The organism is Athalassotoga sp., from assembly GCF_049965695.1.
Taxonomy (GTDB): Bacteria; Thermotogota; Thermotogae; order Mesoaciditogales; family Mesoaciditogaceae; genus Athalassotoga.
Genome location: NZ_JBMFWB010000007.1, coordinates 56,337 through 77,318 on the forward strand (window position 1 = coordinate 56,337; position 20,982 = coordinate 77,318).

22 protein-coding genes are annotated in these 20,982 nt (G+C 40.3%); 16 read left to right on the forward strand and 6 right to left on the reverse strand.

Translation table 11 applies throughout. The features are described 5' to 3' along the window. Positions 1-5 precede the first annotated feature (5 nt). The 3 genes from ACP5NR_RS03475 to ACP5NR_RS03485 are packed head-to-tail and all read right to left on the reverse strand — an operon-like array spanning position 6 to position 2,287. Positions 6-494: an adenosine-specific kinase gene (locus ACP5NR_RS03475; protein ID WP_428005271.1), complete on the reverse strand. Its 489-nt coding sequence runs from the start codon at positions 492-494 to the stop codon at positions 6-8. A 3-nt stretch (positions 495-497) separates the two neighbouring features. Beyond that, positions 498-1,226, reverse strand: a complete 729-nt coding sequence (locus tag ACP5NR_RS03480) for a prepilin peptidase (protein WP_428005977.1) — start codon at positions 1,224-1,226, stop codon at positions 498-500. Further along, a complete protein-coding gene (locus ACP5NR_RS03485) occupies positions 1,211-2,287 on the reverse strand; it encodes a tetratricopeptide repeat protein (RefSeq protein ID WP_428005269.1) in 1,077 nt (358 codons plus the stop codon). Before ACP5NR_RS03485 ends, ACP5NR_RS03480 begins: the two co-directional genes overlap by 16 nt. Before the next feature lie 370 nt (positions 2,288-2,657). Here ACP5NR_RS03485 and tsaB point away from each other — a divergent pair, with 370 nt between their 5' ends. The 10 genes from tsaB to ACP5NR_RS03535 all read left to right on the forward strand — a co-directional run bounded on the left by tsaB (position 2,658) and on the right by ACP5NR_RS03535 (position 12,193). Further along, a complete protein-coding gene (gene tsaB, locus ACP5NR_RS03490; protein WP_428005268.1) occupies positions 2,658-3,293 on the forward strand; it encodes a tRNA (adenosine(37)-N6)-threonylcarbamoyltransferase complex dimerization subunit type 1 TsaB in 636 nt (211 codons plus the stop codon). Beyond that, on the forward strand, positions 3,290-4,582 hold the full coding sequence (locus ACP5NR_RS03495; protein ID WP_428005267.1) for a hypothetical protein: 1,293 nt from the start codon (positions 3,290-3,292) through the stop codon (positions 4,580-4,582). The genes tsaB and ACP5NR_RS03495 overlap by 4 nt, the downstream gene beginning before the upstream one ends. After that, a complete protein-coding gene (locus ACP5NR_RS03500) occupies positions 4,579-5,319 on the forward strand; it encodes a P-loop NTPase (protein ID WP_428005266.1) in 741 nt (246 codons plus the stop codon). Before ACP5NR_RS03495 ends, ACP5NR_RS03500 begins: the two co-directional genes overlap by 4 nt. Positions 5,320-5,337: 18 nt before the next feature. Continuing rightward, positions 5,338-6,525, forward strand: a complete 1,188-nt coding sequence (locus ACP5NR_RS03505; protein WP_428005265.1) for a DUF1015 domain-containing protein — start codon at positions 5,338-5,340, stop codon at positions 6,523-6,525. A gap of 21 nt (positions 6,526-6,546) precedes the next feature. After that, positions 6,547-7,110 carry a hypothetical protein gene (locus ACP5NR_RS03510; protein WP_428005978.1) on the forward strand — a complete coding sequence of 188 codons (564 nt, stop codon included), beginning with the start codon at positions 6,547-6,549 and terminating at the stop codon, positions 7,108-7,110. A gap of 4 nt (positions 7,111-7,114) precedes the next feature. Then, the gene (locus ACP5NR_RS03515) at positions 7,115-8,440 is read left to right on the forward strand and encodes a hypothetical protein (RefSeq protein ID WP_428005263.1); all 1,326 of its coding nucleotides are present in this window, start codon (positions 7,115-7,117) and stop codon (positions 8,438-8,440) included. Between the two features lie 140 nt (positions 8,441-8,580). After that, positions 8,581-8,823 carry a preprotein translocase subunit SecG gene (secG, locus tag ACP5NR_RS03520; RefSeq protein ID WP_428005262.1) on the forward strand — a complete coding sequence of 81 codons (243 nt, stop codon included), beginning with the start codon at positions 8,581-8,583 and terminating at the stop codon, positions 8,821-8,823. 12 nt (positions 8,824-8,835) lie between these two features. Then, positions 8,836-10,020 (forward strand): tyrosine--tRNA ligase, encoded by a 1,185-nt coding sequence (gene tyrS / locus ACP5NR_RS03525; RefSeq protein ID WP_428005979.1) that lies wholly within the window; start codon positions 8,836-8,838, stop codon positions 10,018-10,020. Positions 10,021-10,141: 121 nt separating this feature from the next. Beyond that, positions 10,142-11,107, forward strand: coding sequence for a hypothetical protein (locus ACP5NR_RS03530; RefSeq protein ID WP_428005980.1), 966 nt, complete (start codon positions 10,142-10,144; stop codon positions 11,105-11,107). 135 nt (positions 11,108-11,242) lie between these two features. Then, positions 11,243-12,193 (forward strand): hypothetical protein, encoded by a 951-nt coding sequence (locus ACP5NR_RS03535; RefSeq protein ID WP_428005981.1) that lies wholly within the window; start codon positions 11,243-11,245, stop codon positions 12,191-12,193. A gap of 86 nt (positions 12,194-12,279) precedes the next feature. Here the strand turns inward: ACP5NR_RS03535 and ACP5NR_RS03540 are convergent, their stop codons facing one another. Genes ACP5NR_RS03540 through ACP5NR_RS03550 form a run of 3 tightly spaced genes read right to left on the reverse strand, consistent with a single transcriptional unit; the run spans position 12,280 to position 14,177 of the window. Next, complete coding sequence (locus tag ACP5NR_RS03540) at positions 12,280-12,867, reverse strand: metallophosphoesterase family protein (protein WP_428005982.1); 588 nt, start codon at positions 12,865-12,867, stop codon at positions 12,280-12,282. Between the two features lie 51 nt (positions 12,868-12,918). Beyond that, positions 12,919-13,383 (reverse strand): metallophosphoesterase family protein, encoded by a 465-nt coding sequence (locus tag ACP5NR_RS03545; RefSeq protein WP_428005983.1) that lies wholly within the window; start codon positions 13,381-13,383, stop codon positions 12,919-12,921. A gap of 11 nt (positions 13,384-13,394) precedes the next feature. Then, complete coding sequence (locus ACP5NR_RS03550; protein WP_428005984.1) at positions 13,395-14,177, reverse strand: DUF4350 domain-containing protein; 783 nt, start codon at positions 14,175-14,177, stop codon at positions 13,395-13,397. Positions 14,178-14,545: 368 nt separating this feature from the next. Between ACP5NR_RS03550 and ispG the strand changes: the two genes are divergently transcribed. The 6 genes from ispG (at position 14,546) to ACP5NR_RS03580 (ending at position 20,873) form a co-directional block, all read left to right on the forward strand. Then, positions 14,546-15,619 carry a flavodoxin-dependent (E)-4-hydroxy-3-methylbut-2-enyl-diphosphate synthase gene (gene ispG, locus ACP5NR_RS03555; protein ID WP_428005985.1) on the forward strand — a complete coding sequence of 358 codons (1,074 nt, stop codon included), beginning with the start codon at positions 14,546-14,548 and terminating at the stop codon, positions 15,617-15,619. Further along, on the forward strand, positions 15,594-16,433 hold the full coding sequence (panC, locus tag ACP5NR_RS03560) for a pantoate--beta-alanine ligase (RefSeq protein ID WP_428005986.1): 840 nt from the start codon (positions 15,594-15,596) through the stop codon (positions 16,431-16,433). The genes ispG and panC overlap by 26 nt, the downstream gene beginning before the upstream one ends. Positions 16,434-16,442: 9 nt before the next feature. Further along, the gene (locus tag ACP5NR_RS03565; RefSeq protein ID WP_428005987.1) at positions 16,443-17,252 is read left to right on the forward strand and encodes a DegV family protein; all 810 of its coding nucleotides are present in this window, start codon (positions 16,443-16,445) and stop codon (positions 17,250-17,252) included. 25 nt (positions 17,253-17,277) lie between these two features. After that, positions 17,278-17,931, forward strand: a complete 654-nt coding sequence (locus ACP5NR_RS03570) for a lysostaphin resistance A-like protein (protein ID WP_428005988.1) — start codon at positions 17,278-17,280, stop codon at positions 17,929-17,931. A 17-nt stretch (positions 17,932-17,948) separates the two neighbouring features. After that, a complete protein-coding gene (locus ACP5NR_RS03575; RefSeq protein WP_428005535.1) occupies positions 17,949-20,444 on the forward strand; it encodes an ATP-dependent Clp protease ATP-binding subunit in 2,496 nt (831 codons plus the stop codon). Positions 20,445-20,636: 192 nt separating this feature from the next. Beyond that, complete coding sequence (locus ACP5NR_RS03580) at positions 20,637-20,873, forward strand: hypothetical protein (RefSeq protein ID WP_428005989.1); 237 nt, start codon at positions 20,637-20,639, stop codon at positions 20,871-20,873. The last annotated feature ends 109 nt before the right edge of the window (positions 20,874-20,982 follow it).

Consider the following 20,982-nt stretch of genomic DNA (forward strand, 5'->3'; position numbering starts at 1 on the left):
TTTTTTCACCTTTTGTACTTTATGATCTGCCTTAAAAGCATTTTCCTCTTCGAGATATCTTCATCTCTTTCAACACCTTTTGGAGGAAATCCGTCTATCACTCCCATAACGCCACGACCCTGATCCGTGATCCCGACAACAACCTGAAGAGGATTCGCGGTTGCAGCGTAAACGTTGCATACTTCTTGAAGAGATTTTATCGCGTTCATAACGCTTATCGGATAAATGCCACGCATGATGACGACAAAGATATGTCCTGCCCCTATACGTTGCGCATTTTCTATGGCAATTCCTTCAAGTTCCTCATCGTTACCATCATGACGTATGAGACAAACACCGGAGGCTTCGTTGAATGCTATTCCAAATTTTGAACTTGGAGAAACCGTCATCATAACTTCGTACAGATCTTCGATTGTCTTTATGAAATGCGTTTGTCCGACTATGATGTTGGACTCATCCGGGATGGTAAGATTTACAACTTCAAAATTGACCATACTTTACCTCCATGGTATGAAAATCGCTATCGATACTCCCAGCGCAAGGAACGGTCCGAATGGAACACGCGTTTTTCTGTTTGCCTTTCGGGTTATCAACATCGGCAAAGCAAAAATTATCGCCGCTATCGATGCTATTAAAATAGCCCAAACAAGAGAAAACGGCACAAGATAAAGGGCTAAAGCCGCAATGTATTCAACATCTCCAAATCCCATTCCCTGTTTTGAAACGAAATGAATGATCAAAAAGATACCGAAACCGATACCTGCGCTTATCAAAGACAAAAGCACCTGACCGTTGGCAATTGCCCACAAAACCCCGCCAACTGCCGTCATTATAACCGCAAAATCGGGAATCATCATTGTTTGGAGATCTATGGCAGTTACAATTATACCACCAGAGAAAAGAATCCACAAAGCAAGCATGTTCCAGATGTTTGATGTGAGAAAAACTGCCAGCAGGAACAAAGCAGCGGTACTTCCTTCAATCACAGGATATATCGGGGAAATTTTGGATCCACAATATCTGCATTTTCCACCGAGTATTAGATAACTCAAAATTGGAATGTTGTCTTTCCACGCCAATTGGTGATTACACACGGGACAAAAAGACCTTTTAGGATTGACCAAAGAAATTCCCTTTGGAACTCTGTAAATCAAAACGTTGTAAAAACTTCCGAGCACAAGTCCAAAGATGATGCCTATGGCACTGAATATCAGTGTATTCCACACAGATTAAGTTCCTCTGGGCTCAGATTCGTCTCAAAAAGTTCTTTTTTGCCATAAAAATACCAGTCTTTTTGATTTTTAAATTCGTTCAATATCCTTTTGGCTTCATCGTAACGTCCGGTCTTTGCGTAAGGAACAACCAGAAGTATTTTGAAATGCGAGTCTATTGGATATTTTTGAACATGTTCTTCAACAACCTTTATGACTTCATCGTATCTTTCATTTTTAAAGAGTACTTTTGCCCATGATTCTATGTCTCCGGGGTAATAAGGCATCATCTTCAATATCTGATCTTCGTAATCTTTTGCCACGTCATATTCTCCGAGTTGATTGTAAAGATCCATCAATTCGTATCGTGCAAGAATTGTTTTCTTATCCTCACTCACAAATCTTTTCAATATGTCAATGGCACTTCCTATTTTTCCCATTTTTCTGTAAGCATCCGCTATCATGAAGTACGCAAATTTATCGTAAGGAGTGTATTCAAGTTCTTTTTCCCATTCTTCAATTGCCATTTCGTAATCTTCAAGGTTGTAATAAGCCTGACCCAGTTCTGAATAAGCCTCGGCAAGAGTCGGATCTATCTCTATGGCGGTTTTAAGAAGGGCGATGCCTTCTTCCTGATCACCTTTCTCTATCAAAAATGTTCCTTTGAGTTCATAAGCCTTCGCGTACATGGGCCAGGTTTCAATAACGAAATCCATCAATTTTATGGCTTCGTCAAGTTCTTCCGATTCCGATTCATCCTGGGCCAATTCGTATAAACCGTCCGGGACGGCATTTTTAAGTTCGAAAAGGTTAAGATTTAATTCTTTGAAATAACTTTTCATCTCTTGAGTGGAGATTGGAAGAAAAAGCGACCCGGAAATTTTGCCTGTTTTCTTCTCAATACTCTGTAACTTATGAATTCTCTCGATGTGCTCTTTGTGAACGCTTACATCTGCGGCAAATGTTTCCCATGTACCTTCGTAAAGCAGATCCCTTAGTAAAAAGAAAAACGGATCGTAAAAATCGATCCCGTATTCGTGGTTTTCTATCTCTAAGATCAAAAGATTGTCCTTCATACAGATCACGCCTCCTCCATTTCCAAAAATTTAAGCCTTCATTACTTATTCATGCTTATTATACACTGAGTTTTACCTTCCGTCAACATTGTAAATAGACTTGCATTGTCTGTTGAATTTTTGCTCTCCGCCGCCGTCCGTCATTCCAGTCGAAGAACTGGAATCGCCTTTTGTCTTTGGCTGCTTACTCGTTACCGATTACGCGTTACTGTTTTTTCTACGTGCCACCCGCTACGAGCCACGTGCTTGTTTTTACTGCTCACTGATCACGCGTCACCCGTCACTGTTTTGTTTTTGCCATATGCCATTTGCTATATGCTGCTTTTTTAATCCCTTTTCCCTGTTTTCTTGTTGTATGATATACTAAGATATGAAAAAGGAGTTGATCTTTTTGAATGTCATGGCATTCGATACATCGGGAAGATGGCTAACGATTGCGCTTGGATTGAATGATGATGTCGTATTTCTTCAATCTCTTTCAAAATCAAGGCAATCAGATACACTTGTCAAAGATTTGGACAATTTGTTAGGATCAAATGGCATATCTATTTCCGATATAAATTTGATTGGTTGCGTTATAGGGCCGGGTAATTTTACCGGCTTAAGAAGTGGGATTGCGGTTGCAAAGGCAATATCTTTTTCCCTTTCAATTCCCATAGTAGGTTTAAAATATTTTGAATGTTTCGAGTCGAATGATCCGGTAACGCTGATCAGAAAGGCACGAAAAGATTGGTGGTACGTGTCAAGATTCGATGGGGACAGTTGGTCTTCGGAAATGGTTCCTACCGAAGCGCTTTATCAATTAAGCGGGAAGATCGTGTCCGAAGAAGAAATAGATGGTATTTCTTCGTATATAACCGATGCCCCTTTAATTTCGGGATATTCACTTGTTCAAAGCACCATAAAGTCATTTGACAGATCGGAGAAAATTTACGATCATGTAAGTGTTAAACCATTTTACCTTCAAAAACCCATTGCCCAGCAAATTGTAGAGGAGAAGAAATGAAATACGATGCTAAAAAGGTTTTGAGAAATTTAAAAGAAAAAATGATAGAAGAACAGATAAAAACCATATCGGCCGATCTTGATTCTTCCAACAGTTTAACCGTTGCCGTTGCTTTAAGTGAATTGAAAAGGTTAAAAGACAGGTGGCACGTTCAGGAAGCAATAAAAGCACTTTCATCGACCGGAGATGCAGCCGTTATATCTGCGATAAAATATCTGTCTTCTATAGAATATCCACTTTCTTTTAAAGAAATAGATCATCTGGTGAAAAAAAGCGAGAGGATAAGAAAAGAAGTTGTAACTCTTTCACAGTACATGACACCCGAAGACGGATGCAAGTTGCTCTCTTTGCTGCTTGAAGATCGATCTTCTGCAGTCAAAATTCAATCTTTGAAGCAACTCGAAAAGGTTCAATGTGATGAAAGTGTTCAAAAAGCAAAGAAATTTCTTGAAGATGAAGATCCGAAAGTGAAAGTTGAATCTATAAAAGTGCTGCTGAATTTGGGCGAAAATGTTGATGAAAAGATCGTTACCGAAATAATTGAGAATACAAAATTGCCTTTTGAAATCAGAACGGCGGCTTTAAAGATTTTTGTCATGCATTTCAAAGACCCTTTGCCACTTCTCAAAAAAATGGCTGAATCGACTTATTCAAAGATGAATTCAGTTGCAATTTCTCTGATGGGAAAATTTCCTTGCGATGAAGTTTGGAAAAGTTTGGAAACGGTCATTTTAAATGATTCTCTTCCGTCTGAAACAATTCAATCGGCGCTTAAAAGCGCTTCCAACACGTGCAGGGAACGTAAAGAACTTGAAGAAATGGCCATTAAATATGTGAATTATCCTTCTAAATCGTTGAAAATAACGGCTTTAAGGGTACTTATGGGTGTCGAAAGCCAAAATGTGGAAGGCATAATAGAAGAATTCCTTGAAGGAAAAGACAGAAATTTGAAGTTGTCGGTCGTGCCTTTCGTCGAAGAATATCCATCAAAAAATAACGTAGAAGTACTTCTCGAATCTCTTGAAGATGATGATGAAGAGATGATGGAAAAATCTCTTAAGGTGCTTGGAAGATTGAAGACAAAAGATGAAAGAATAAGAAATGGCCTTTTCGATCACACGGTTGGCGTCAGAATTCAATCTTTGAAGGCACTTGTTTCATCCGGCGATATCGGTTTGGAAGAGTTAATGGAATTTGTGAGATCTGTCTCTGAACCATTTGAGATTAAAATTGAAGCGTTGAATGGAATAGCAAAAATTGCACCCCAAAGATTGGAGGAGTTATTATGAAAACGTTGATGGTAACAAGCGGAAAGGGTGGCGTTGGCAAGTCAACGATCGCTGTCAACATCGCCGTTGAAATGGCTCTCAGCGGTTACAACGTTGGTCTTATAGATGTTGACATTCATGGTCCGACCGATCACATAATACTTGGAGTGGAACCGGAAATCATGACTGACGGAACACATTTCATTCCGATGGAAATAGGCGGTCTTAAATTCATGACCATCGCGTCGGGAGTTGGAGAAGACAAAGCAGTCATATGGCGCGGACCTCTAAAAGCGAAGTTGATAGATCAATTCATAAAAGATACAGAATGGGGAGATCTTGATTACATGGTGATGGATTTTCCACCCGGCAGTGGAGATGAACCACTTGAAGTTTTGAGCGTTTACAACAACAAAATAGACGGAGCCATAGTTGTCACGACCCCGCAAAAAGTGGCCTTGGGCGATGTGGAAAAAGTTATAAATTTTCTAAAAAAGATGAATGTGCCTATAATGGGCATCTGGGAAAATATGTCTTACTACGTTTGCAAGTATTGTGGCAAAAAACATTTTCTCTTCGGTCACGGTACCGATGATCTTGCTCAGAAAACGGGTGTGGATATAACGGCAAGAATTCCTTTGATCGAAGAAATAGGTCAGGATACGGGAATTTCAAAGTTGTTTCTGACAAGAAGTGAAGGAGAGTTAAGGATAGAATTTGGTAAATACGTCGATGAGGTTATGAAAAAATTGGGATAGAGAAAGGAAGAGATTCCTATGCTTGTAAAGCCTTTCGGTGGGTTGGAAGCGAAGAGTACAGAAGTAGAAAGGATGAACTGTCCTCCTTACGATGTGGTTAATCTGGAAGAGGCAAAAAAATTTTCGGCGGATACTCATTCTTTCATGCGCATAGTAAGACCAGATTCAATAGCAAAAGGTGGCGAAGACATTTACGAAATTGCGGCCAAAGAACTCAACAGGTTCATCGATGAAAAATTATTTATCAAAAACGAAAAGCCATCTTTTTACATCTACTCGCAGAAAATGCTTTCTCATGTTCAGACAGGGCTCGTTGCATGTGTACCTGCAAGCGCATACCCCGAACACATAAAAAGACATGAATTGACACGGAAAGAAAAAGAAGATGAAAGGATGAAACACATTTTAGCAACCCGCGCTCATACCGAACATGTCTTCTTGATGTACAGATCGCAAAAAGAGATAAAGAAATTGATGAGGATCGATCTTGGGAAACATCTTTACAATTTCAAAACAGAAAACCCGGATACAACCCATAACATTTATCGAATTGAAGACGACGCTCTCATCCAGGATATAACCCATGCGTTCCAAAATGTTGATACTTTTTACATAGCCGACGGCCATCACAGGGCATCTGCATCCGTCAGAGTGGCAGCCGAGATGGGTGGCACCGGAGAGTGGAATTACTTCATGGCGACGATCTTTCCGCACGATGAACTTCAAATTCTGGGATACCATCGGATCGTCAAAAGCATCGACGGCAGTGAATCCAATTTTTTAAGAAAGATAAAAGATGCGGGTTTTGATATCAAAAAGACGTACAACAAACCTCCTGAACTTTCCAAACACACGATCGGAATGTACATGGAAGGTGAATGGTACAGCCTAAAAGCGATGGATGTCGACGATTCAGATCTGATAAATGCACTTGATGTTTCAATACTTCAAGAAAGGATTTTAAACAACATTCTTGGCATAAAAGATCCAAGGACAGATCCCAAACTTGATTTCGTTGGAGGAGTTAATGGTTTTGAAGATTTGAAAAAAGCCGTCGACGCGAAAGCATACAAAGTCGCTTTTTACATGTATCCGACAGAAGTTGAAAGCGTTATGGAAGTTGCGGATAAAAATATGATAATGCCTCCAAAGTCAACATGGTTTGAACCGAAATTAAGAAGCGGTTTTCTCGTTCATACCTTTTAAGAGGTGATCGGAATAAAAGAATTGACGCAACGTCAAAGGGAGATATACGAATTCATAAAAGATTTTCATGATAAAATGGGATATCCTCCCACTATAAGGGAGATATCCGAACATTTCGGTTTCTCCTCTCCAACGGGAGCACTTGTACATGTAGAAGCCATTGAGAAGAAAGGTTACATAAAAAGAGATCACGCATCGCGCGGCATAAAGGTCGTGGCAAAGAGCCCTTTTGACGTGACCTTTGCCGAGTTGATAGGAAAGATGGATAAAAGTGGTAAAATTGTTAAAAGCGGGGAGCAAACTCATATTCCAGTTCCTTCCAACGAGAAACAACTGTTATCCGTTGAATCTCTTGTGGATATTCCTGAGTTCGGAATTTTTAAAGGAGATTACGTTGTTTTCGTACCCGGAAGGTCGAGCAAAGGTCTTGTATTGCTTAAAAAAGGTGAAGAGCACGTAGTTGGTATTTTAAAAAAAGAAAAGTTGGAAAATTTAACCGGAGAAGAAATAAACGGTTTTGATTTAGAATTCGCTTTTTATGGCGTTTTAAGAATTCCAAGCCATGATAAAAAGATAACGGGGTGATTTTTTGAACGTAAATTACGCTTTTTTTGAAAAGACGGATGGATCGTTCGAATCTTTTCAAAAGAAACTTGTTCAGTTTGGCATAAAAATTTACACTGCCGGAGATTTCGATGATATGTTCGATCTTAACGTTGAAATCAAAAAATCCGGCGAGAGTGATTTTAAAGGTATAGACCTTGTTGTACTCGAAATGCCCGGAGAAAATCAGAAACTTGAAGAAAGTTACATCCTTAACTCCATAGAGCCATGGAAAATAGCGGCCGTTTATTCGTGCGTTAAAAATTACAGAAATTCCGTTATCGTCATCGACCCAGATGATTTTGACAAAATAATAGAATCTCTTGAAGAATGCGGAGACGTTACACTTCAGGACAGAAGGATGTTTTCTTTAAAAGCCCTATACAGACTTTTGAGGTATAACTCTTCCATTCACAGAGAAATGAGCGAACTTTTCGCATCTGAAAAATTTGAGACGCTTATTCTTGAAGAAAAGAGTCCTTTGAGATACGGAGAAAATCCCCAGCAACTTGCATATCTGACGAAGATAGCAAAAACGAATGCTTTTTTTGATCCTTTCGATGAAGATACACTTGCCGGTTTGAGTTATAACAACATCGTTGACATCCATCTTGCGCTTTCGCTTTTGAAATATTTGAATGATAGTTTTGCAGTTCGTGTTCACCATGGGATAATAGTTGACGTGAGAAAAAAACACTTTGATTTCAAATCATCAAGAGGCGTGCTGGCGGCGAACTTCATCAATGATGAACTGATAGAAGGTTTGAAAGGCAACGATCTCGATATCGTTATGCTTCCAGAAATGCCGGATCTTTCGAAGTCAGGAATTCGAAAATTTATAAAGATAAAAGAGATACCATCTGTTGAAGTTGAAAAAGAATACAGATTCATGGACGGAAATTTTCTTATTCAAACTCCGGACGATCTTTCAAACATGAAGTTTCTTTCTGACGAATTTGATGTTCAATACAAATTTGCCAACATCGTTGCGGCACTTTCAAGATCAATGGCTTGCTGCATTTTTAGAGATTACGAGTTGATGTCGATCAGTGCAGGCCAGGCCGAGCAAATTGACGCGCTTGAAACAACTTTACGAAAGGCCGAAAAAAAATCGATGAATTTGGATGGATCTGTATGTGCCTTTGATGGGCCTATAAAAGACATCGAAGTTGTAAATCATGTGATCGGCACGGGAATAAAAACCATCATAGAACCCGGAGGGGTTAAAGAAGACAGAATTGTAAAAAAGCAACTCGAAGAAAATGGCATAGAACTAATATTTTCGGGAAGAAGAAGATACAAGATATCGTGACATGCTCCCACCACTTATAGAAGTGGAAGAATTCTTTCTCGAAATTTCACATTTAAAGTTCGTCGGGCATAAGATATTGTATTTTTGGCATTTTATGAGTATAATAGTAAATTGTAGATAAATGAAAGGGAGGAATTAAATTGAGTTTTCTTTTCCTTTTTGTCATGATAATTGATCTTGTGATATCGGTTGCGCTTATCTGGGTTGTCATGATGAAGATGTCAAAGCATGGTGGGCTCGGAGGCGCTTTCGGGTCGGGATCGCTGTACACCGTATTTGGACGTGAAAAAGGCCTTGACACACTTGCAAAAGTTACAATCGTACTCGCCGTTGCGTTCATGGTGATGAGTGTTATAACGGCTTACGTTTTAACTTTGAAATAAGGAGATTTTAAATTGTCTCCTGAAGATCAACTCAGAATTTTGAAAGAAAACACAGAAGACCTTATAGAAGAAGGAGAACTTCTGGAAAGACTAAAAACAGGACGAACTTTAAGAATTAAACTTGGCGTTGATCCATCAAGACCTGATCTTCACTTGGGACATGCCGTTGTTTTAAGAAAACTCAGACAATTTCAGGATTTGGGTCATACCGTTGTCTTGATAATAGGAGATTTCACTGCCCGAATAGGAGATCCATCCGGAAGATCTAAAACGAGGCCGATGCTTTCTGCCGAAGAGACAAAATACAACGCGATAAGTTATCAGGAACAGGCCTTTAAAATTCTTGACAGAAGCAAAACTGAATTGAGGTTTAATTCTGAATGGCTTGATCCTTTAAAATTCGAAGATGTCATAAGACTTACGTCGAAGTACACGGTTGCAAGGATGCTTGAAAGAGATGATTTTGAAAAAAGATACAAGGCGGGAGAGCCGATAAGCATAGTTGAATTGCTTTACCCAATAGCGCAGGCTTACGATTCTGTTGCCGTCAAATCCGATGTTGAAATGGGCGGGACGGATCAAAAATTCAACTTACTCGTTGGAAGAAAATATCAAGAAGAGTTCGGACAACCTCCCCAAATAGTCTTGACGATGCCAATCATCGAAGGCACGGATGGAACTTTGAAAATGTCGAAAAGTTACGGAAATTACATTGGCCTGACCGATCCGCCCGATGATGTGTATGGTAAGATCATGTCAATACCGGACTCTTTGATGTTCAAATATGCAAAACTCCTTACGAATTTGGACGTTGAAAGGTCAAAAAAAGATGTAGAGTCTTCAAAACTTCATCCTATGGATTTCAAGAAAAGTCTTGCCTTTGAAATCGTAAAATGGCTTTATTCAGAAGCAGACGCTGAAAATGCTCAAGATAAGTTCGTAACCACGTTTTCAAAAAAAGAAATTCCAGATGACGTTCCAGAAATAGTTGCCGTTAACGGCATAAAATTAACGCAATTTTTGAAAGACATAAAGGCGGCAGATTCAACGAGTGAGGCAAAGCGATTAATAACACAAAACGGAGTTAAAATAAATCAAGACACTGTGGAGGATGTCATGATGATGACTAACTTTAAGAACGGAGACATTCTTAAGGTTGGAAAAAGAAAAATGTACAGAATCATTTTGAGATCTTGAATTCTTTATGTTTGAGTGGTATAATTTTTAAAAATTGTGTCTTTTTAAAATACGGGGAATTGTGTTTTGCCCCGATGTGAGATATAAATTGTGTCAAAAAAGCAAAGGAGGATGGTCAAGAATGCGAAAGACCCTGATCGTAAGTATAGTTATCGTTGCTGTCATTTTGATGGGTTCATTGGTTATGGCGACGACTTTCACAGATGTGCCTGCTACAAGTGTTTACGCAACTCCCGTGAATGTTGTAACCAATGATAACGTCATGACGGGCATTAACGGCCTTTTCCAGGGTTCACAAACGGTAGACAGGTACACGTTGGCTCAGGTTGCTTACAACCTCATCAATTACCTCGAGCAAAATCCATCTTTAGCAAAGGCAAGCGATCTTCAAGCGTTACAAACAGTTGTTAACACGCTTAAAGATAACTTGACTTCGACAAACTCCATAGTGGTGACTCTTGAAAATCAGGTTGCCATTTTAACAACAGTTGTTGAACAACTCAAAGAGGCAACGGCAGCGGCTTCTGCAACGGCTAACAAGGCACTTGTTCTTGCCAACGTTAACAATCAGATGATAGCCAACATGAATAAAGAGATCGCCGGTTTAACGCAGCAAGTTAACGGCCTTCAAACTTCTTTGGCAGAATTCAAAACCGAGGTTGCTTCGACGACTAACAGATTAACTCAGATGATAAACGACAATGCAACTTTCCTTTACAAGAAAATCGATCTTGTAAATCAGCAGGTTACGAAGAACACAACTGCCATAGCGTCTCTTACGGCTCAATTGAATGATTTAAGTTCAAAAGAGGCAAACGATATTCAGGTGCTTACAACTCAACTTACCACCACAAGAAACTATTTGGATAACCAGATAAGTTTCTTGAAAAATGATTTGAACAACACCAGAACAGAACTCACAAACCAAATAAACAATACCAAGACGACTCTTGAAAGCGAAATAAACACTGTTAACAACAAAGCCACAACGGCAACATGGATAGGCGCTGCCGGAGTAGCGGTTGGTGCGGCTACACTTGGAATATTACTCTATTTCATTTGGGATTACTGGTATCCAAACTATTGATTTTGATATAACTCCTTCCTGACGGGCGAGCATCAGGTAAAAAGTGGAGGTGGTAGTGAAAGTGTACGATGATGATTTCAGAAGTAAGTGCTTATCTCATTTTTTCAAAATTCTTTTAGAAGGGGGCTTTAAAGCATGAAAAAGGTATTAGTTTTGTCGGTAGTTGCGATCGCAATATTTGCGGTTGCGTCATTTGCATCCTTAAGTTTCTCCGGAAGCGGTTCCGTAAACTGGAATATTTATCCGTTCCAGACCACATGTGTGTCTGTTTCGCCATCTTTGAGCGTTAGCGCGGCGGGAACGGATTACGCTTTCAGCGCTACACTTGCTCCATCTTGGAGTCTTTCTGATTTCTACCTCACGATTCCTTTGATGACAAATCTTTCTCTCGTGACAGGTTACAATGGTCCAAATTTCGGCGAGACAGTTTTTGGTGGAAGCAATGTTAATACAACAGGAGCAGTAAATTTTGGGAATACAAGCTCTTACAACTTTACAGGATTGAAGTATAATTCTTCGTCTTTTAATCTTTATGCCGAAACTACTGGATTAAGTGCTACTTCGTCTCTTGTGGGTTTACTTGGTGATGCTACTGTTGGTCCTGCACATCTCTACGGCGGAATGACCTCATTGTTAGGGAATTTTAGCGGTGCAACTTACTACGCTGGAGCGAATGTCGGAGTTGGCCCGGCAAACCTCTTTGGCTTGCTTACGTATGCTTCCAACACGCCTTCTTACACAGTTGGCGCTGCTGCAAATATGGGATCCAATCAACTCGGTGCGGAATATTCAAGTTCAAACAATGTAACCGCATGGTTTGATCTCGGAAGCAACAACGAAGTCAATGTGGCCTTCACGAATATGCAGTTCTCTTCTCTCGGACTCACCGCGAATAATCTCTTCACAGTCATGGGAGCGACCGGAAGCCTTAGCGCCTCTTACAGCCCATCTGTATGGTCAGCCTCTGTAACGCTTACTGGCAATGTTCCTAACACGAAGGGCAATGTAACATGGTCACTCAATCCTGCCTACAACTCGAGCACAGGCTTTGCACTTACATCTTCTTTCTCAGTTAGCGCATTCTAAAGATAATATAAGAAAATCCCCGGCAATAAGCCGGGGATTTTGTTTGTAAATTAAGATATATCCATCACATATCATCTTTGATCCTTTCACTTTGCAACACTTACAGTTACAACATTTTGCGTCATTTGGGAGTAACTTCCAAGTTCCAATTTTGCTTCGACATAAACCGTTACGGTGTCATTATCATTTTTGACAGTCTTCCAGATCCTGGATGGAATATTTCCGCTAACTGTGTAAGATGAAGAATCTGGCATGACAAATTGGAGACCTTTGATAACCAATCCATCGTAGATAGTTGGTAAATGGTTTGTTATTATGGCTGTTACATTGTTAAATGCTCCTGTGTTCAAAGGATAGTATTTGACATCGAAATATCCCGGGAAAAACACCTGCGTGTAAACCTGTTTACCATAGACTGTAACAAGTACAAAATGGTAAAATCCCCCATCTTGCGGCGCCTGATAAAGTGGCGCACCTGCTCCTCCTGTGATAATGTACGTTATTCCATCAAAATCTGCTTTCCAGTAAAGATGTTCATGCCCTTCGAACACTATCCTTATGTTGTGATACTTCTGATTGTAAGAGTTGAACAATTCTTCCACTTTTTGTGCCATTGCTTTGTCTGTCCATGCCGTATCCGTTGGATCACCATATTCATGAAGCGGTTTGTGCATGAAGATAAAAATATTGTCGGCAGAAGTCGCAGATTCAAGATCTTTGACGAGCTAATCATATTGGGCTTGAGTAAAATCCCCATTCGGAGAGTTCACATTTGTATCGAGCACTATGAAATGACTTGTGTCATAATTAAACGAGTAGTAAAGAGGCCTATGTAATAACAATTCATAATCCGTTTGACCATTTTCTCCTGCCACATCATGATTGCCGACGGTGGTATAAAATGGCATATCAAAAATCTTTGTGACGTTCAAAAAATCTATATATTGTTGCCACGTCTGTTCGGTATTTGCATCGTACCCATGGACAAGATCACCGGTATCGATGACAAAAGACGGGTGTATCCATTCAACGTCCTGAACTATTTGTCTGAATACGGCTGGCTGAGGCTCTTCATTGTTGTAAGGTCTGTTATCACCGAAAACGATGAATCTAAAAGTCTCCGTCCCAAAGATAAAAAGAGCAAAAGAAATAAGAAAGATCAGTGAGATGAAAAATACCCTCTTATCCATTTTGATTCATCTCACTTTCCAGAAAGCCATGCAAGAATATTCAAGGTAAACTGTGCGTTATCATATCCTTTCGTTGTCCAGTCGTAGTTTGAATATATCGCCGTTCCAAATCCGACAAGTCTGCCTTTTCCTATGATCTGTGCCGCTCCAACCGGGAACGGTGGTTGCCAGTAAGAATATGTTTGAGAATCCGTGTCTGCTTGTTTTGCCATAGGAGAGGTCTGGGCGATGATGTAGACTCCATTTCCGCTCTGTAATGGATTATTGCCAGGTGCCGCAAGGGAGCATCCACTGTAAAATTTAATAACGCTTATGCCATTTACAATGTTAAAAGGAGTTTGTGGGAAATCGCTAATTTTGACTTCCCAAACGTCTCCGTAATTAGAAGAACCATCTTCGACTTCGTCTGGGTTGAAAACAAATCCCGCATTTAATGACCCGAGCAATTTGTTCAAGACATCAAAATGACCTGCTTTTTTGTAATTCGATTCGGCAGTTAGAAAAATTCCACCACCATCCTGCACAAAGTTAACTATTGCGTTTATTTCCGAATCAGAAAGAGATTTGGGATTCGCAAGCAGGAGTATCTTCCCTTGGCTTAAAAGTTGAGGCGTAATTTCAGATGTGGAAAATATAATGTTGTAGCCGGAAGATTCAAGATTTTTGACCATATCCGTCAATTTTGATTGAGCGTACTGGTCTGAATGCCCTTCATCAATTATGACATTGACCGTTGAAAATGCCATCATTCCAAAAACGAGTAAAGCGATAAGAATCAAATAAAACTTTTTCATAAAATACCTCCTCCTTTTTGATGAAATAGCAGAGTATTATATCACCATCGAAAATTAGTGTAAAATAAGCAAATGGTCTCGCAAAAACAATTTATGTCTAAAGTACGCATGCTTTTCAAATCTCAAATCAAGAAAGTTATTTGCAGATTAACAATGATATACGTAGATAATCTTTGAAAATTTTTAAATAAACAATTTAATCATGTTTTTTATTCAAAAATCATTTTAAATAACCATTAAATGATTTAAACACAACTTGACATCGCACCACGGGTCTACCCTAAAGTCGTTTTAGGATATTTCACATTTAAAGTTGATCAAGTATATAATAAATCGTAAATGGTATTTCTCAAAATGAAGGTGATGACTTGACAAAGGTTGTTAAAATCGGAAATGTGCTTGTTGGCGGCGGAAATCCTGTCGCTGTTCAATCTATGACCAACACGGATACAAAAAACGTTACTGCCACAGTTGAACAGATAAAAAATCTGGAATCGGCAGGATGTAAAATAGCAAGGATCAGCGTTTATGACGAAGCATGCGTCGAATCTTTGAAAGCCATAAAGTCTCTTGTGAAAATACCGATAGTTGCCGATGTACATTTTGATTACAAAATAGCGATAGGATCGATTCTTGCAGGAGTTGATAAGGTAAGGATAAATCCTGGAAACATAGGCGCGAGGTGGAAGGTTGAAGAAGTTGCACGTGTTGCAAAAGATCACGGTGTTCCGATAAGGGTCGGCGCGAATGCCGGTTCAATAGATGAGTCTTACATTAAGAAATTTGACAATCCCGTTGATGCGCTTGTCCAGAGTGCCATAGATGAAGTCAACACGCTTGAGTCAGTTGGATTCGGTGATATAGTGGTGGCCGTTAAGTCTTCCGATCCAATTGAAACTATTGTTGCAAATGAAAAATTGTCCAAGATGACTTCTCATCCGCTGCATATCGGAGTGACCGAAGCCGGTATTTATGAAGATGCAATCGTTAAATCGGCCTTTGCGCTTGGGCATTTGCTTTACGAAGGGATTGGTGATACGATAAGGGTTTCAATCGCGGGCAATCCGGTTGAGGAAATAGGAATTGCTTATTCCATACTTCAAAGTGTAAATGCCTTTGATGGCCCTGAAATCATCGCCTGTCCGACTTGTGCACGTACCGAGATAAACGTTGAGGAACTGGCAAGAGAGGTGAAAAAATCGCTTGCAAATGTTAGAGGTAAGATAAAAGTTGCGGTTATGGGATGTGTTGTCAACGGACTTGGAGAGGCAAAAGGTGCGGATGTGGCCGTCTTTGGTACCAAAGGCGGCGGTGTGATTTACATGGATGGTAAAATGGTATCAACAGTCAGCAGGGAAGAAATTCTTCCCGTCCTTAAAAATATTGTGCTTGAATATCTGAAAGGAGAGAAAAAGTTTGAAAACGATAAAGCACGTAAGTGAAATGGTTGAGATCTCAAAAAATTATGCCGGTAAAAGCGTGGGTTTCGTTCCAACGATGGGGGCGCTTCATGCAGGCCATCTTTCCCTCGTAAAAGAGGCAAGAAAGCATAACGATATCGTTGTCGTAAGCATTTTCGTGAATCCTGCCCAGTTTGGTCTGAGGGAAGATTTCGGTGCGTATCCGAGAGTGCTTGATAAAGATCAAGCGTTGCTTGATCGCGAAAATGTCGATTACATCTTCGCTCCTGAATCTTCGGAGATGTATCCCGAAGGCTTTTCTACATCGATTCATGTTGCGAATTTGACGGATTATCTTTGTGGCTATTACAGGCCAGGTCATTTCGACGGCGTTGCGCTGGTGGTGAATAAACTTTTGAACATGGTAAAACCCACCCGTGCTTACTTTGGGCAGAAGGATGCTCAGCAATTCAGGATGCTTAAAAGGATGGTCGGTGATTTGAACATGAGCGTTGAGATGATCGAAATGCCCATAGTCAGAGAACCGGATGGCCTTGCTTTGAGTTCAAGGAACATGTATCTTTCTTCGGAAGAAAGAAAAGTGGCTCCGATGCTTCATCAGGCGATAAAATACACCGTCGATCAGATAAAGTCAGGAAGAAGGGACGCTTACAAGATAAAAAGAGAGGCCATAAACAAATTAAGGGTTTATCCGGAAATAAAAGTCCAATATTTTGAAATCGTAGATGAAGAAAAACTCATACCAATCTCGAAGATCACATCTAAAGTGATAGTGGCCGCCGCAATATACCTTGGGAAAACGAGACTTATAGACAACGAAATCGTTGATGTTTGAGGAAATGCCATGGGAAAGATAAAAGTTGTAACGGACAATTCGTGCGATTTACCTTCGGAGTGGTTCAAGGCAAATGACGTTGAAGTTATCAATTTGAAAACACTTGTCGATGGGGAGATCAAAGAATTAACAACACAACAGATGTTTGAAGAGGTAAAAAGGGGTAAAAAGGTAACAACTTCTCAACCCAATCCGGATGAATTTGAAAAAATGTACGAGAAAATTCTTAAAACATACGATGGCATTCTTTCAATTCACATATCATCGAAGTTGAGCGGTACCTACAACAGTGCGACATTGGCAGCCCAAAAATTCAAAGGAAAAGTTGAAACGGTAGACTCACTTACGACAACCTCCGCGCTTGGCGCTGTGGTTGCAAAAGGTGTTGAACTTTCAAAAATGGGCGATTTAAGAAAAAGCGCCGAAGAATTGAGAAAACTTTCTTTAACTGTAAAAACGATCTTTGGCGTTCAAACCGTTGAAAATCTTGTAAGAGGCGGAAGAGCACACCTTATAGCCGGCAAACTCGTTACTTTGCTCAACGTGAAGCCTGTTTTGAAAGGAGAAGACGGAGAAATCAAATTTCACAAGATCGTGTTAGGCTTTCAAAGAGTTCTGAGAGAAATTGTCAATTACGTCGAATCGTATGAGGTGATGAATAAAAAAATTTACATAGCGCATGTTAATGCACAGCAAAGTGTGGATTACCTGATATCAAAACTCGGAAATGATTATACTTTTACCGTTAGCCCGACAAGCCCCGCAATAACTTTAAACGCCGGCGAAGGTGCCGTTCTTGTTGGCTTTTTGATTAAATGAACTTAAAGTATGTTATAATTATTCCGTGAAAGAAAAAAGCGATGAAATTTACGTCGATTTCTTTGATTTACTGATAATTTTGGCGATTAACTTCCCGATCTTTTTACTTCTTGCGATCTTCAAATATTTGGGCTGGGTTTCTGACACACTCTCTGCCTTTCTTCTGATACTGCTTTCTGTCTTAACTGTGTGGGGCTTTCATTTGATTTTGAAACAAAAAGGATATGGAATTGGTTCGTGGTTTAGAATTTCTTCTTTTGGACCCGACCTTATATGGAGTGTTATAGTTTTTCCCGGTATTTTTGGCGTTTACCTTGTGATGAGTTTTTTAACCGCTTTTATATGGGATGAACCCATATTTTCGAAGATGAGCATGAACCCCAATGCATTTGTGGCTGTCATATCATTAGGATTGTTTTTTCCGGTTGTCGAAGAGGTGATCTTCAGAGGAGCAATTTATGGATATCTGAAACATTTCTTTTCTCCAGAATTTGCCATAATTTTGACCTCAGTAGCCTTTGCAGTTGTGCATCCTTTTCAAGATTGGATGAAACTTTTTGTTTTCGGAATGCTGTTAAATTTGCTATACTATAAGAGAGGAACCCTGACGGTAAGTTCGACGGTTCATGTGATGGTTAACCTGATTTATCTTTCCATTGCTTACTTGCCGAGGGTTTGAAAGAGGGTGATTTATCTATGTTCAATAAATTTTCAAAACGTGCAGCCCAGGTTTTTGTGGCTGCTCAAGATGAAGCAAGGGCTCTTGGACATTCTTACGTCGGAACGGAACATTTGCTGTTGGGCGTTATGAAATCGGCAAATGGCGAGGCTTACAATGTTCTAAGGGAACATGGCCTGGATTATGCATCTTTAAAACAGGAAATCATAGCCGTTGTAGGTGCTGGAATTCCAAGAGAGAATGTCTCTTCGCCCCAGATGACGCCGAGGGCAAGGAAGATAATAGAACTCGCCTACGAAGAGGCTCAACTTTTGGGACAAAATTACATATCGACAGAACATATATTGCTTGCAATTTTGAGAGAAGGAGAAGGCGTTGCAGCGCATGTTTTAAGGAAGTTTGGAATAGATCTCGTTGATCTCAGACGTGAATTGATAGATGAAATGGGCGGTGCTTCGCAAAACAACGAAGATTCCGATGATGATGATTTCACACGTCCAAACCCATCTCAGGACGTTATGCGATCTGTTAAAAATCTCGAAGGACTTGGAGTCGATCTTACAGAGGAAGCCAAAAACGGTAAACTTGATCCCGTCATAGGCAGAGAACGTGAGATTGAAAGGATCATGCAAATTTTAACGAGAAGAAAGAAAAACAATCCTGTCTTGATAGGTGACCCGGGTGTGGGTAAAACCGCGATAGTTGAAGGGTTAGCGCAAAGGATTTCGTCCGGTGATGTGCCGGAATTGCTGAGAGGTAAGGTCATTTTTTCGCTTGACATAGCGGCACTTATAGCCGGCACAAAGTATCGCGGTGAATTTGAAAAAAGGCTCAAAAAAGTTATAGGAACCGTTAAAGACGATCATTCCATAATTCTTTTTGTCGATGAAGTTCACACGATAGTGGGAGCAGGAGCGGCCGAAGGTGCAGTTGATGCCGCAAATATACTTAAGCCCGCCCTGTCTCGCGGAGAACTTCAAATGATAGGATCAACAACGCCTGATGAGTACAGGCAATTCATAGAAAAGGACGCGGCGCTTGAAAGAAGATTCCAAAAAATTTATGTCGGAGAGCCAACGACGGACCAAACGCTTGAGATACTCAAAGGATTGAAGTCCAAGTACGAAATACATCACAAAGTGAGATATACCAATGACGCACTTGATTTGGCCGTTAAACTCTCTCAAAGGTACATAACGGACCATTATCTTCCGGATAAGGCCATAGATCTCATAGATGAAGCAGGGGCAAGTGCAAGGCTCAACAGCATGACAGTTCCCGATGAGATAAAGGAACTTGAAAGGAAGATAAAGACAATTCAAGAAGAAAAAGAACTTTCAATAGCACAGCAAAATTACGATCGTGCCGCCGAGGTAAGGTTTAAAGAAAGAGATCTTCAGCAGTTGCTTAACGATAAGTACAACGAGTGGAAAAAACGCAGAGAGACGGAAATAATAACGGTTGATTCGGACAGCATAGCCAAAACTATATCCATATGGACGGGAATTCCGCTTACCAAACTTGAAAAGACCGAAAGTGACAGACTCTTGAAACTTGAAGAAGAACTTCACAGACGTATCGTTGCTCAGGAAGAGGCCATTAAAGCCGTCTCAAGTGCCATAAGACGTGCAAGATCTGGTCTTAAAGATCCGAGAAGGCCGATGGGATCGTTCATGTTCCTCGGTCCGACAGGCGTCGGTAAAACAGAACTTGCCAAAGCGCTTGCGGAATATCTCTTTGGTGACGAGAATGCCCTTGTGAGAATCGATATGTCCGAATACATGGAGAGGTTTTCGGTATCGAGGCTTGTGGGCGCACCTCCTGGTTATGTTGGATATGAGGAAGGCGGAACTTTAACCGAAAAAATAAGAAGAAAACCATTTTCGGTTGTGCTTCTTGATGAGATAGAAAAGGCACATCCGGATGTTTTCAATCTGCTGCTTCAGATACTGGATGACGGAAGATTGACGGATTCGCAAGGTCACATAGTAGATTTCAAAAACACGATACTCATAATGACATCTAATCTCGGAGGAGAGTTCATAAACAAAACAAAAAGAGGGCTTGGGTTCGTCGAAGAAAGCAGCGATGCAAATTACGAAAGCATGAAATCCATAGTCATGGATGAAGTTAAAAGGACGTTCAGGCCGGAATTTTTGAACAGGCTCGATGAAATCATAGTGTTCCATCCGCTTAGCAAAGCGCATATAGAGAAGATCATAGACATATTGCTTGGAGACCTTAAAAAGCGTCTTTCCGAGCGCAGCATAAAGATTTTAGTAAGCGATCAGGCCAAGGAACTCGTAATTTCTAAAGGGTTCGATCCTATTTATGGTGCAAGACCGTTGAAGAGAGAAATACAAAAAATGATAGAAGATCCGCTTTCGGAGGATTTGCTGTCAGATAGGTTTGAAGACGGAGATACCATAGTTATAGGCGCTTCTTCTGGCAAGATCGTCTTTAAAAGGAAGAGAGAAAGAAAGGTTGCGTTAAGTGAGCCGGGACAAAAATAAAATCGTTTACGTATGCTCTGAATGTGGACCGATGAGCACGTTCCGGAGGCGGAACGAAACAATCGCACAATTGCCGAACGAATCCGCTGTGCCTACCACAACCTCCCCTACAAAGCCCTGCCAAAAGTTATGCTAAGGTATTTGGCAATGGTGTCAACAAAGCAGCTTAATCTGTTACCAGCCAAGGGAGGAGTGTCACCTTACCTGAGCCCTCATGTTATTTTGGGTGGAAGGAACTGGGATTTTAATAAGCATTGCCAAATCCCATTTGGAGCTTATGTTCAGGCATACCAGGAAAATGCACCAAAAAATTCCAATGATCCTCGAACAATTGATGCAATCTACCTACGTCCTACCAATAATATTCAAGGAGGACATGAGCTCATGGATGTTGGAAGAATTGAAAAAAAATTAAAAAATGGTACCTGAAAATCGATCCAGAAGAATGTTACCTAAAAATCGATACGGAAGGCACGGGATGACCCGTGATCAACACCAAGAGTGATTCTGTGATTCGAAAGTTCTTTTTAGCGAGGAG

What these genes read in the sequence shown, in the direction of transcription:
- ACP5NR_RS03475 (WP_428005271.1), bottom strand. Translation starts at nt 494, where the DNA reads ATGGTCAATTTTGAAGTTGTAAATCTTACCATCCCGGATGAGTCCAAC.
- ACP5NR_RS03485 (WP_428005269.1), bottom strand. Translation starts at nt 2,287, where the DNA reads ATGAAGGACAATCTTTTGATCTTAGAGATAGAAAACCACGAATACGGG.
- tsaB (WP_428005268.1), top strand. Translation starts at nt 2,658, where the DNA reads ATGAAAAAGGAGTTGATCTTTTTGAATGTCATGGCATTCGATACATCG.
- ACP5NR_RS03495 (WP_428005267.1), top strand. Translation starts at nt 3,290, where the DNA reads ATGAAATACGATGCTAAAAAGGTTTTGAGAAATTTAAAAGAAAAAATG.
- ACP5NR_RS03500 (WP_428005266.1), top strand. Translation starts at nt 4,579, where the DNA reads ATGAAAACGTTGATGGTAACAAGCGGAAAGGGTGGCGTTGGCAAGTCA.
- ACP5NR_RS03505 (WP_428005265.1), top strand. Translation starts at nt 5,338, where the DNA reads ATGCTTGTAAAGCCTTTCGGTGGGTTGGAAGCGAAGAGTACAGAAGTA.
- ACP5NR_RS03530 (WP_428005980.1), top strand. Translation starts at nt 10,142, where the DNA reads ATGCGAAAGACCCTGATCGTAAGTATAGTTATCGTTGCTGTCATTTTG.
- ACP5NR_RS03535 (WP_428005981.1), top strand. Translation starts at nt 11,243, where the DNA reads ATGAAAAAGGTATTAGTTTTGTCGGTAGTTGCGATCGCAATATTTGCG.
- ACP5NR_RS03540 (WP_428005982.1), bottom strand. Translation starts at nt 12,867, where the DNA reads ATGCACAAACCGCTTCATGAATATGGTGATCCAACGGATACGGCATGG.
- ACP5NR_RS03545 (WP_428005983.1), bottom strand. Translation starts at nt 13,383, where the DNA reads ATGGATAAGAGGGTATTTTTCATCTCACTGATCTTTCTTATTTCTTTT.
- ACP5NR_RS03550 (WP_428005984.1), bottom strand. Translation starts at nt 14,177, where the DNA reads ATGAAAAAGTTTTATTTGATTCTTATCGCTTTACTCGTTTTTGGAATG.
- ACP5NR_RS03565 (WP_428005987.1), top strand. Translation starts at nt 16,443, where the DNA reads ATGGGAAAGATAAAAGTTGTAACGGACAATTCGTGCGATTTACCTTCG.
- ACP5NR_RS03575 (WP_428005535.1), top strand. Translation starts at nt 17,949, where the DNA reads ATGTTCAATAAATTTTCAAAACGTGCAGCCCAGGTTTTTGTGGCTGCT.